Source organism: Geobacillus sp. B4113_201601 (assembly GCF_001587475.1).
Lineage (GTDB): Bacteria > Bacillota > Bacilli > Bacillales > Anoxybacillaceae > Geobacillus > Geobacillus icigianus.
In genome coordinates, this window is the sequence record NZ_LQYX01000086.1 from 61845 (window position 1) to 73793 (window position 11949).

Annotated in this window: 12 protein-coding genes; 3 read left to right on the forward strand and 9 right to left on the reverse strand. The window is 51.0% G+C overall.

The window, feature by feature from the left end:
• Nucleotides 1-541: 541 nt before the first annotated feature.
• Genes B4113_RS12670 through B4113_RS12690 form a run of 5 tightly spaced genes read right to left on the reverse strand, consistent with a single transcriptional unit; the run spans nt 542 to nt 5613 of the window.
• Nucleotides 542-1600, reverse strand: a complete 1059-nt coding sequence (locus B4113_RS12670; protein WP_061912545.1) for a glycoside hydrolase family 130 protein — start codon at nt 1598-1600, stop codon at nt 542-544.
• Between the two features lie 2 nt (nt 1601-1602).
• Nucleotides 1603-2550, reverse strand: a complete 948-nt coding sequence (locus B4113_RS12675; protein ID WP_033842909.1) for a DUF1861 family protein — start codon at nt 2548-2550, stop codon at nt 1603-1605.
• A gap of 40 nt (nt 2551-2590) precedes the next feature.
• A complete protein-coding gene (locus B4113_RS12680) occupies nt 2591-3421 on the reverse strand; it encodes a carbohydrate ABC transporter permease (protein WP_033018219.1) in 831 nt (276 codons plus the stop codon).
• Nucleotides 3408-4286: a carbohydrate ABC transporter permease gene (locus tag B4113_RS12685; RefSeq protein ID WP_033018220.1), complete on the reverse strand. Its 879-nt coding sequence runs from the start codon at nt 4284-4286 to the stop codon at nt 3408-3410. The genes B4113_RS12680 and B4113_RS12685 overlap by 14 nt, the downstream gene beginning before the upstream one ends.
• A gap of 1 nt (nt 4287) precedes the next feature.
• The gene (locus B4113_RS12690; RefSeq protein ID WP_061912546.1) at nt 4288-5613 is read right to left on the reverse strand and encodes an extracellular solute-binding protein; all 1326 of its coding nucleotides are present in this window, start codon (nt 5611-5613) and stop codon (nt 4288-4290) included.
• Nucleotides 5614-6191: 578 nt separating this feature from the next.
• On the opposite strand from B4113_RS12690, the gene B4113_RS12695 reads away from it, so the two are divergent.
• Complete coding sequence (locus B4113_RS12695) at nt 6192-7205, forward strand: substrate-binding domain-containing protein (RefSeq protein WP_033842906.1); 1014 nt, start codon at nt 6192-6194, stop codon at nt 7203-7205.
• A 60-nt stretch (nt 7206-7265) separates the two neighbouring features.
• On the opposite strand, the gene B4113_RS12700 is transcribed toward B4113_RS12695, so the two are convergent.
• The 3 genes from B4113_RS12700 to B4113_RS12705 are packed head-to-tail and all read right to left on the reverse strand — an operon-like array spanning nt 7266 to nt 9278.
• Entirely contained in the window at nt 7266-8159 is an 894-nt protein-coding gene (locus B4113_RS12700; protein ID WP_033842905.1) for an Rpn family recombination-promoting nuclease/putative transposase, read from the reverse strand.
• Nucleotides 8160-8163: 4 nt separating this feature from the next.
• Nucleotides 8164-8298 (reverse strand): hypothetical protein, encoded by a 135-nt coding sequence (locus tag B4113_RS20995; RefSeq protein ID WP_255358718.1) that lies wholly within the window; start codon nt 8296-8298, stop codon nt 8164-8166.
• Between the two features lie 44 nt (nt 8299-8342).
• Nucleotides 8343-9278 (reverse strand): DMT family transporter, encoded by a 936-nt coding sequence (locus B4113_RS12705; protein ID WP_033842904.1) that lies wholly within the window; start codon nt 9276-9278, stop codon nt 8343-8345.
• A 268-nt stretch (nt 9279-9546) separates the two neighbouring features.
• Here B4113_RS12705 and B4113_RS12710 point away from each other — a divergent pair, with 268 nt between their 5' ends.
• Both B4113_RS12710 and B4113_RS12715 read left to right on the forward strand, forming a co-directional pair.
• A complete protein-coding gene (locus B4113_RS12710) occupies nt 9547-10020 on the forward strand; it encodes a hypothetical protein (protein ID WP_033842903.1) in 474 nt (157 codons plus the stop codon).
• Between the two features lie 69 nt (nt 10021-10089).
• Nucleotides 10090-10587: a L,D-transpeptidase family protein gene (locus B4113_RS12715; RefSeq protein WP_033842902.1), complete on the forward strand. Its 498-nt coding sequence runs from the start codon at nt 10090-10092 to the stop codon at nt 10585-10587.
• A 288-nt stretch (nt 10588-10875) separates the two neighbouring features.
• Here B4113_RS12715 and B4113_RS12720 read toward each other — a convergent pair whose 3' ends face one another.
• Complete coding sequence (locus tag B4113_RS12720) at nt 10876-11868, reverse strand: zinc-dependent alcohol dehydrogenase family protein (protein ID WP_033842901.1); 993 nt, start codon at nt 11866-11868, stop codon at nt 10876-10878.
• Nucleotides 11869-11949 lie beyond the last annotated feature (81 nt).

An 11949-nucleotide genomic window follows, 5' to 3' on the forward strand; every position in this document is an offset into this window, starting at 1 on the left:
CTCAAATATAGAAAAGACTTGTCGCATCAGGATCGTCTTTCAAACGCTCCCCCATTGCTCAAAAGAAACAACCGTTTTTCACCAGCCATCTTGAAGCGCGGTGATGGTAAGAGAGTGCAGCTTACCAGCCCCGTTTCTCAAATAGAAAAACCCTGTAGCATCGATACTCCTTTTCACACCTTCCCCATCGATCAGGGGAAACAGCCGTTTTTCACCACCTCTCTAAGAGGCTGATGATTTCATCGTGTATACGGCTGTACAATATCATTTCTCCATGAGAAAAACTTTGTTGCATCAATCCTGTTTTTCACTCATTCTCCCATTGATGAAGGGAATCAGCGCCTTTTCACCGACCTTCTAGAACTATATCCTTCGATGTTCACATCGATGTACCATTGTATGGTGAACAATTGCGTTGTTTTTATTATACCAAATCCTGTGGAATGGAAAAGAAACGAAACTGTTGCGCCAACCCAAAAAGAAACGCCCGGCCGTTCGGGCGTTTCCATTCTGGCATCGCCACCGGCGGGCAACTTTACGATTATACTTTCACAAGCGAATCCAAAATCTCACCGAGCTTCAGCTCGACGCACGCCATCGACGTATCGGCGGCGCCGTAATACATTTTCACGACATCGCCCTCAACGAGCGCTCCGCACGAGAACACGACGCGCCCGAAAAAGCCGTTCACTTCGTAATCGGCCTCCGGCTCGACGAGCGGCCGCTCCGAGCGGGCGAGAACGTTCGATGGATCGTTCAAATCGAGGAGCACCGCGCCCATGCAGTAGCGGTGGTCTTCCGACGCCCCGTGGTACAGCTCAAGCCAGCCGTGCTCCGTCTTGATCGGCACCGCCCCGCCGCCGATGCGGGCGCTGTCCCATTTTCCTTCCCGCAAACCGAACAAAAAGCGGTGGTTCCCCCAGTAGCGCAAATTGTCGGACTCCGCGATCCACACCTCAGGGCGGCCGTTGCTTCTTGGCACCGGCCGATGAAGGGCGTAATACTTGCCGTTGATCTTCTCCGGAAAAATGAGCACATCTTTGTTTTCCGGCGCGAAGATCATGCCGTGATGCACAACCGTCCGAAAATCCGTCGTTGACACCATCGCTTCGCCGACTCCTTTGGGTGAGACGGTACTGAAATAAATGTAGTACGTTCCATCCATACATGTGATGCGTGGATCCTCAATGCCAAACGTCTCAAGCTCATTGGACGGATAGACGAACGGCCGATCCTCAATCGCAAACCGTCGCCCATCTTGACTGCGGGCGAGGCGCAAATAGGAAAGCGACGTCAAATACAAAAACCGCTCCGACCCTGCCTCTTTAATGACCCTCGGGTCGGAAAAATCATAGCGCGGGTCATCCTTGCGGAACTCGTAAACATCGACCTTCCCCGTCCGTGGATTCCACACCGGCGCCTTCACCACGTTCGGGTCATCCGCAACCGGCCGCTCAGCCACCCGCAGCAGCAGCAACACTTCCCCTTGAAATTTCGCCACCCCAGCGTTAAACGCCCCGATCACTTCAAATCCGTCATGGTACGGCGGCACATCGTTCGGTGTAATCAGCGGGTTTTCTTCGTAGCGGTAAAGGTGCATCGTCACCCCTGCCTTTCGTATTTCGAAAATGGATCAACAATCGTTAGTTTTTGCGCTTCTGCGTCACTTGTTCCAGCATAAAAATCGGCCGTGCCATCCTCTTTGCGAATCAGTCCACCGCTAAACACCACATCCGCCAAATCCGGCCGCTTCGCCGGGCCGTCGAGGAAATGGGCTCTGGTGGCAATCAACTCCATGTCCGACGCTTCCCCGGTATCCGGATTGAACGCAAACACCATGGGATAATAATGACGGTTCCTCTCCTCATCAAAGCAGGCAATATGCCCGAGAACGCCGACCAACCCATTGGCAAGCAAATGAATTTCATTGGCGCCTCCCCATTCCCCGTCCGCAAACTGGCCATCAATCAACGGGGCGTCTTGAATCGCTTCGACCGTCAGTTCCTCAAGCGAGCCGACACGGGTGAATCCGATTTTTCCGCGTCCGCCTTTTTTCCCTTGCGGACGGGTGAAAACCCCGACCGATCCATCCTGCAGCTCGACAAGACGGATGTCTTTCATCCCATCAGGCCCCGTAAAGAACGGCGTCAAATCATGGAGCGTCGTTCCTCGGTAAAACACCGTCCGCCAATACAACATCCCGCGCAACACAGGATGAGGAAACGCCTCCACACCGCCAAACACCAAATGCCCGTGCACCCGCGAAACAAACGGATCCTGCAGCGCAAACACCGGCGCCCCTTCCCGCGGCACCCATGTCCCTTCACGCTCGACGAAAAAGTATACTTCGGATTGCTCACTGTCTCTTGCTTCCACCCGTCCAGCAATGACCCGTTCGCCACCGTCTGCAAACGGCGCAGAAATGTTGTACACATCCCGCCCGCCAACGCCGGCAAACACGAGTTTCTCCACCCGCAGCGGCTGCGGTGCGCGCTGGAATTCCTCAAGCAATGTCTTGCATGCTTTCCTTGTCGGCGTCCTTGTCTGCATCACGTCTCTCCCTGCTCCCTCTTCCATCATGATCGTTCTATTATTTTAATATGAACTGCATGCCCTCTTTAAAATTCTTGCTAAACAAAAGGAACAAAATCAAAATCGGCAGCGTGAGAAGCACCGAGGCAGCGTACATCGGCCCCGGATAGCCGCCGTACGGTCCAAACATTTGCGCCAACAATACGTTTAACGTCAGCATCTTTTCGTTATTCACAACAAGCATATCCCAAAGCAGTTCCACCCATCGTTCCATAAAAAGGAACAAGAAAATGATCGTCGTGATCGAGCGCGACATTGGCCAGACAATGCGGCGAATAATGGTGAAATGGCCCGCTCCATCCATCTTGGCCGCTTCGATCAATTCATCGGGAATGCTGCGGAAAAAGTTCGTATACATAAAGATGGCCCACAAGTTGACAGCCTTTGGCAAAATCATCGCCCAATACGTGTTGTACCAACCGAAATACCGGACGATCAGAAACAACGGAATGAGCAAAATGATCGACGGATAAAACATTTGAAACAAAATGGCGTTATTGACCCACTGCCTCCCTTTAAACGGCACTTTCGACAACGCGTAGCCCACCATCACCGCCGTCACCAACATCAACAGCGTTGACGCCGATGTGACGAGCACACTGTTGAAAAACGCCCGAAGCCACGGCCGCGGCACGACATCTTCTCCCCCTTGAAACAGCCATTCATACGAGCGAAGCGTCAACGACGACGGGATGAGCTTTCGGTCGACCTCATTCCATGGGGAAAGCGAGCCGAGCACCATGTACAAATACGGAAACACCATCACGAACAGAACGGCAAACGCCAACACATAAAGCAGCCCAACCTTCCATCGTTTACTCCCAACCATGTTTGCCACCCCATTTTTCCAACACCTTGCGAAAGACGAAAATCGACGCAAAGGTGACGATCGAATTGATGATCGCGACCGCGGTTCCGTAACCCGCATTCAATTTTTCAAACGCCTGATTGTAAATCTCCAGCTGCCACGTATGGGTCGCATACTCCGGCCCACCGCCTGTCAGCACATACGGTTCGGTGAAAATGCCAAACATCAAACCAACCGCCAAAATCGTCACCGTATAAAACGAAGGATACAACATCGGAATCGTCACGTGCCAAACCCGCTTCCAGCCAACCGCGCCATCGATTTCCGCCGCTTCATACACTTCTTTCGGGATGCTTTCCAAGCCGGCCAAAAACAACAACGCATAATATCCGACAAACTTCCAAGCCATCATAAGCGCAATGACGAGCGGTGCTAAGATGGGCGAGCCGAGCCAGTCAACATCCCAGCCCAACGCGTTCCGCAAAAATTGATTCAATGGGCTGTTGTAGGAAATGACGCCTTTGACGACAATCGATGACGCCACCCCCGACGCCAAATACGGCAGAAAATATCCGACGGCAAACAGCCCTTTCCACCGAGGCAGATGGTGAATGATCAGCGCCAAAAACAGCGAGCCGGCGATAACGATCGGTACAAACATCAACATAAACTTGTATGTCACCCAAAACGCGGCCCGCACGCTCGGGCTGAAGAAGGCGTCAAGGAAGTTTTGCATTCCCACCGTCTCATACTCGGGAGAAATTAAGTTCCAGTTCGTAAAAGCGAGAAATAACGCCCAAAACAGGGGGATCAAAAAGAAAATAGCGGAATAGATAAGGTATGGGCTGGCGAGCAGCCAACCCATTTTTGCCGCATGTTTATTCATGTTATTTTAACACCCCATTGATCGCTTTTTCCATGTCCTCCCACGCTTTTTCTGGGGTTTTCTCGCCTTTGACGACCGGATTCAACGCTTCTTTGCCGATCAGCTCTTGAAGCTCAACCATTTTGGCGTTATCCATCGGCGGGATGGCATTCGGAATGTTTTCCGCATACAATTTCAGCTGCGGATGCTCCTCGAAATAGGAGGCAAACGCCTTGTTCGTCGACAAGTCGTCCCGCGCCGGCGGCAAGTTCGTTTCTTTCAACCATTCCAAATCGTTTTGCGGATCGGCATACACCCACTTAACGAAATCGAACGCGGCTTGTTGCTGTTCTTTTGTCGCCGAAGCATAAATGACCAGCCCTTTTGTATCGGCGAACGTTTTCGCCTGCGACGGGTCCATGCCATCAGGCACCGGCGGCATCGACAACACGTATTTCTCGTTAAACTTCATTTCTGGAAACTTCTCGGCCCAATACGGGAACGTCCACGGACCTAAATCGGACATCACCGACACACCGCTTTCAAACGGGTCTTTCGTCTCTTTCGTCAACACGAGCTTGTTCTTGCTTAAATCAGCGAAAAACTGGAGCGTCTTCACACCCGCATCACGATCCGCACTCAACTTGTTCCCATCGATGAAATGCGCCCCACTTGACGCCGCATTGTAAATCATGAAGAAGTCAAACCATCTCGCCCACCACGTTGGTTTGACCAAGTCGGCTCTTGCCCATAGAAACTTGTTTGGATATTTTTCCTTGAGCTTTTTGCCGACTTCCATGACTTCGCTGTATGTTTTGGGCGGAGCGTTATACCCCAACTCTTTTAGAATATCGATTCGCCAACCGAACAGCATGGCGTTGGAGTAAATCGGCAGCACATATTGATGGCCATCGGCGAACTTCCATGTTGAAATTGTGCTTTTCATTTGCCGTTTGTCGATTAAATCATCAAACCCTTCAAATTGATCCAGCGGCACAATCGCCCGGCTGTCCGCCAATTGGGCGGCAAACCCACGGGAGATGTTTTCGGAAATGACTGGCGCATTTCCTGCGGCAATCGCCGACTGAATGCCCGCCTCCGAAGAAGGGCTTTCCGGCATCGGCGATACTTTGATTTTCACGTTTTGATGCTCTTTCATATAGCGATCCGCCATCTTCTTCCAGAATGCTTGCTGCGTCGGATTCGGCGCCGCCCAAAAATCAATTTGTACGGTCGATCCTTCCTTCTTCTGTCCTTGTTCATTCCCGGTCTGTCCTTGACAGCCTGTTCCGATCAACGAGGCAGCAAGCAACAACGAAGCCAGTTTGAACCACTTGCGCTTTTTCATCGTCCATTCCCCCCTTGGATTGATGAGCAGATGTAAAAACGCTTACATAAACAGTCGCTTCAGACAACCCCGCTCCTCCCCTCCCCATGACAAATCATAGAGACAGACAAACTTGTCAACTGAAAATGAATGTTTGTAACGGTATTTTATAACATTACAATGACATTATTTCATGATTCCACGAAATAGTCAACTTCTTTTTTACAGAAAAAGATCCATAGGGCAACTTTTTGTCCGCCACCCAGTCATGAAAATCGCAACTCACCGGCGTGGGATTTTCACAGAAAGGACAAGAAAAAACCATGATTTTAGAAGACATTCACCAACTTGACAAATAAAAATTGTAACGTTACAATATCATTCCGTATATATTTGCTTCGAGAGATTGAATGTCTTTCGTTTTCACAAGGGATATACTTGAACTAGAGAAAGCAAGCAAATGTTGCGAAAGGGGAGCCAACCTTCCAGATTTCGATGTATACTTTTGATGATTAGGAAAGCGAAAAACCATAACGGCCGTCCTTGTCGACGCCTCAAATCACCGAAGGGCAAAAATAGCGAATCAGTGGAGGTAACGAATGAAAAAACGCATCACCATGCAAGACATCGCCGATCGGCTGAACATTTCCAAAAACTCGGTCTCTCAAGCGCTGCGCGGCAAAGAAGGGGTCAGCGAAGAAACGAGGGAGCTTGTGAAGCGTGTAGCCAAAGAAATGGGATATGAATATCCCGCCTCCCGCGCGAAGTCGCGCGGCAAACCGTCGAAGCAAATCGCCCTCATCGCCTCGGATCGCACGTTTTCGCTGAAATTTTTTGGCGAAATCTACTTAAGCATTGAACAGGAAGCACTATCACACGGCATGAGGCTGCACATCCAATCGGTCAATGAACAACAAAAACAGCAACTCCTGCTGCCTTCGTTCATTGAAGAAAAGGTCGTGGACGGCATCATCGTCCTTTCTCACATCAGCACCGAGTACATTCAACAAATCGTCGCCACTGGCATCCCGACCGTCTTGGTCGACCATCACCACCCGAACATTTCCGCTGACGCGGTGCTGACCAACAATCGGTTCGGGGCGTATATGGCCGTCCAACATTTGTTGGAGCTCAACCATACCGACATTGCGTTTGTCGGCGACGTCAACTATTCGCCAAGCTATCAAGAGCGGTATGAAGGGTACTTATTGGCGCTGAAAGACTATGGAGTGAAACCGAACGCGGAGTGGATGTTCTGTCAGGCGCAAGAGGACGAAACGGTCATCGCAGGCTACATCCGCGAACTGAAGCGGCAGCCGACCGCCTGGTTTTGCGTCAATGACGGGCTTGGCTTTTTCGTCAGCACCAGCCTGCAGCAACACGGGCTAAAAGTGCCCGATGACGTTTCCGTCTGCAGCTTTGACAACGGACAGCTGTCGCAAATCGCGACGCCGAAAATCACGACCGTCGACATCGACCTGAAGCGCTACGGCAAACGAGCGGTGGAATTGTTGCTATGGCGGTGGGACCATCCGAACGAACCATTTCAGGAAGTGCTATTGTCTACAAAACTGATCAAACGGGAATCAACGGCAGCGAAACAGAAGCACTAGGGCGGGGCTGGTCTTTCGCCCCGCCTGTTTGCCAAGCAGCGTGCGGCGATTCCTTTCCATTCACTTGAAGCCGCCTTGTTTCATTTCCTCAATCTCCGCCACAGACAATCCGGTCAGTTCGTGAATCGTTTGCGCATCAAACCCTTTCCGCAGCATCCGTTTCGCAATGTGCCGTTTTTCTTGCTCCGCTCCCTCTTTGCGCCCTTCCTCCCGTCCTTCCTCTCGACCTTGAATTTTTCCCTTTTGCTCATATGAGATGATCAATTCGAGCACGCGTTCTTTTTCTTTCGTCTCCATTTGTTCCACCTCGCTTCGGAGCCGTTGTTCTTCTTCATCAGACAGCTTCACATACGTTTCGAAAAAGCCCATCAACAGACGCTGTTTGGCCTCATCTAGCTCGAGACGCACCAACATGCGCAAAAATTGCTTTTTCAGTTCCACTCGTTCACTTTCAGTATACCCCATTTTGCTAAGCAGCGCAGCCGCCACCGGGTTGTCGGTGCGGATGAATTGGCGCCAGTTTTGCTTAGGCAACTCCACATGGAAAAAGCGAAAGTCAAGCACATCACCAAACGGAAAGGAGAGCGTGAACGAAGAGGGTTCATCGCGGATAGCATCATAGCTGAAGACGGCAATCGGAATGATCGGAGCGCGGTATTTTTCAAACAAGCGGCTGAAATAAAGAAACATTCGCTCGGGAAACGACGATTGGATGTACGCTTGGTTTTCCACATGAACAATGATCCATCCGTCTTCCCCTTTGAACTTCGTTTTCGCCAGCAAGTCTACCCGATACTTCTCCCCAGCCGTTACATCCGTAAACAGCTCTTCCGACAAAAACGACAAATGGTTGAAATCAATATGCTCGTGCATATCCGGGAAGAAGAGAAGCACAAATTCCTCAAAAAACGTCTGCAACAGCTCTTTGAACAGCCGGTCGTGATCGATCGCCATACATTCACCTCACAAGAATACGTTTCGTATTCTCCTTTTCGGCATCATCCGGCAAAATCCTGCCCATGGTAAAAAAATGGCCGTCTTTTTTCGAGAAGAGACAGCCAAACACCAAGCCCCTATCTGCTTCTTTCCGCACGAACGTTTCCTCCTTGCGCGCATGGCGTCAACGCGGGGAGCGCGCTACCCCAGCCCCGCCTTCCTTCCCCCAGCCGCAACTTTCGCTCGGCGGAAACGGGCGATCACGTCATCCATCCCCCCGCTGCCGAGCATCACGCCCGCGACGATGAAGAGAAAACCGGCCAGCTGCATCCATGAAATCGGCTCGCCAAGCAGCCAATGCGCCCCAAGCAGCGAAAAGAGCGGATTCAAGTTGATAAACACCGCCGACTCAGCGGGGCCAAGGTGTTGCACAGCCTGGTTATAAAACATATGCCCCAGCGCCGTCGCCACGACCGCCGAAGCGAGGAAAATGAGCCAAAGCGGCAGCGTGCCTGTTTTCAAACTCGACAAGCCATGCGGTTCAAGCGCGAAACTTAGGACAAACAGCCAAAGCGACCCAAAGACAAGCATCCACCCTGTCATCACCCGCGCCTCAACCGTCGCCTTTTTGATCAGAATGAAGCTGATTCCTTGTGCCAAGACAGCCAAAAAGACGTACACATCCCCGATTGACAAATGGCCGAGGCCGCCGTTGCCGTTCGCGACGACAAACACAACCCCAAAAAACCCAAGCGCGATGCCGAGCAACCGAAACGGCGTCGGCCGCTGGCCTAAACACACGATCGCCAACAGCGCCGTCACCAGCGGCACGAGCCCTAAAACAAGGCCCGCATTCACCGCCGTCGTGCTCGTCAGACCCAACGCAAGAAAAAAGTGGTGAGCGACGACACTAAACATGGCGGCTAAACCGATCTGTTTTGCTTCGTTCCAGCCGATTTTTTCAAGCCGCCCGATCCCCCATAAAAACAAAAGCACAACCACCCCCGCCGTGAAAATCCTAAACGCCGTCAAAGTCACCGGGGAAAAATGCTCCACAAGAATTTTCAACGCCGTCACGTTCAATCCCCAAGCAACCATGATCCCAACTAGCAGCGCATAAATGAATGATTTCCTCATCACTCTCTACCTCTCCTGCCTATTCGATGTTCCCGGGAACGCCAAAGGAAAAACGGAGCTCTAACCGCTCCGCCTTTCCGCCTGCTTTCCAATCAGACCAACCGCCGTTTCTCACGCCCGTGCATCATTACGACTCCTACCATCCATTGTACTACAATCTGATGAATGTTTTAACGAAAACATACGGCCGTATGTCAATCCCGCCCCCTTTCCTGCCATATCCGCCGCCGATCACGCATATCGTATAACAGAGAGGAGAGAAGACTCGATGTTCCCACGCTACCGCCAAAAAACGATCCGAGCCAAGACGGGGGTGGCGGTTCTCGCTGCCGTCGCCGTGTTGGTGGCGATCTTGTCTCTGTTTCTTTTGAGCGAACGGAACGAGGCAAAAGAAATCGTTGATACGTTTTACCGCTACGAACAAGCAGGAGACTTCGGCAGCTCTTGGGAGCTGTTTCACCCGCTCATGAAAACGAAATTCCCAAAAGACGTCTACATCCAGCGCCGCGCCCACATCTTTATGCAAGACTTCAGCGCCGAGACGTTCGAATACCACCTTGACGAAGTGGAGCACTTGTCTTCTTGGTCGATGTCAGACAAACAAAAACCGTTCCAAGACGTCTACCGCATCCGCGTCATCCAGACGTTTCATAGCGTTTTTGGCGTGTTTGAACTCCATCAAGACGTGTTTGTCGCGAAGAAGAATGGGAAATGGAGCATCGTATTTTCTTACAATTCATAAACCACCGTAGTTCTTCATTCACTGCTATCATGGCACTTCTCCAGCGAGCGAGAAAGGAGTGAAATGGAAATGTATCAACATATCGTCAAACGCGGGGAAACGATCGCATCCATCGCCAGAGACTACCGCACGTCCGTCGCGGCGCTGCTTCGCGCCAACGGCCTTACCGCCTCGTCCGTCATCGTTCCCGGCCAAGCGATCCTCATCCCCCACCTTCCGGCCAAAGGCTCGATTCCGTATACGATCCATGTATCGATCAGCCGCCGGCAACTCACCTTAAAGTATCGAGGACGAACGATCCGCACCTATCCCGTCGGCGTCGGCAAAATGGTCACCGCCACCCCCGTCGGCGACTTTGTCATCGTCAACCGCCAGCCCAACCCAGGCGGACCGTTCGGCGCGATGTGGCTCAGCTTATCGAAAATCCATTACGGCATCCACGGCACGAACGACCCGTCCTCAATCGGCAAATACGTATCCAAAGGCTGCATCCGCATGCACAACAAAGACGTGCTCGAGCTCGCCTCGATCGTCCCGAACGGAACGGAAGTGTTCATTCAGCCGTGAGGATTAAAACCAATTCTTGACCATTCACGAAGTGGCGAAACGAACCGGGCTGACCGCTCCCGAAGTAGCCGACATCGCTAGAGCAATCGACAACGATCCGTCACCGATCCAATAGCGCCAAAGAGTCACAAGATGGCCCCCTAAAAAAGAGCTTCAAACAAAACTCAGATATATTAGCCCAGCAGCAAGCTCAAAAGCTGTCTGCGTTTCTCTATTCTAACGAAGATCCATTCGAACCCGCGACATCTCCGACCAAGCGTTAGGCAAAGAAAACACCAAAAACCATTTTTAGGTACTCGTCAAAAAGATTTTCCCTTTATTGAATGGTGCCGATTCGACTGCACGGATAGCTTTCGTTATCTCATGCAACGAATAATAGGAAGCAGGTGTCATCAACTGCAACTTCTTTTCATGTATAAGGGCGATTAAACGACAGAAAACGTTTTGCCAAGTTTGTACGGATGCTTGTTGATTCCAATGGCGAAGATGAAACAGTTTTACATGGACTTTCGTCTTTTGCGACACTTCTAGCCAATTCACAGGGGTGCCTGATAAAAGACCGATCGTTAATAACACTCCTTCAGGACGAACGCAAAAGGCTAGTTCAGCGCCGTCCGCTCCGCCGATGGAATCAATGGCAGCACTTGCCCCCAATCCATTTGTAAGTTCCATTACCATTCTATATAACGATGTATTCGATGTATCAACCACATCAGAAGCACCGAGGTCAAGGAGTTCTTTTGTATGATGCTCGTTTCTTGTCACCGCGATCAAGCGAAATCCGAGAACTTTTGAGAGCTGGGCAAAAATCCGTCCAATCGAGGAGCCGCAAGCATTGACTAATAAAATATCCCCCGGTTGCAGTCTTAATACTTCGGTGCAAACGACCCACGCAGTAACCGGATTGATATAGAGTTGTGCGGCAGTACCATTATTGATAGAATTAGGGATTACGACGGCGAACTCTGCTGGCGCTTTGACATACTCCTGCCACGTACCTTCCCCGCGGAGCGGAAGGACACGCTTACCAATCAAGTCTTGGGAAACGGAAGGACCCACGTCTTCGACAATCCCTACCCCTTCATATCCAGGAATCGCAGGCAAGGAAATGCGGTGAGAGTAAACTCCTTTGATTGGTAGCAAGTCCGACGGATTGATGGGTCTCGCTTGCATGCGTACAAGCACTTCTCCATTCTCCGGTGGACAAATATGTTTATGTTCCAACTTTAATACGTTTTCAGGACTGCCAAATTCATAGAAACGAATACATGTTGCCCGCAAATGACAACCCTCCCTCTAGAAATGTTGATTTATCAAGGCTTTTCGGCCCCTCAGGGGTGTCCAAAAAATATTTTTCGACAA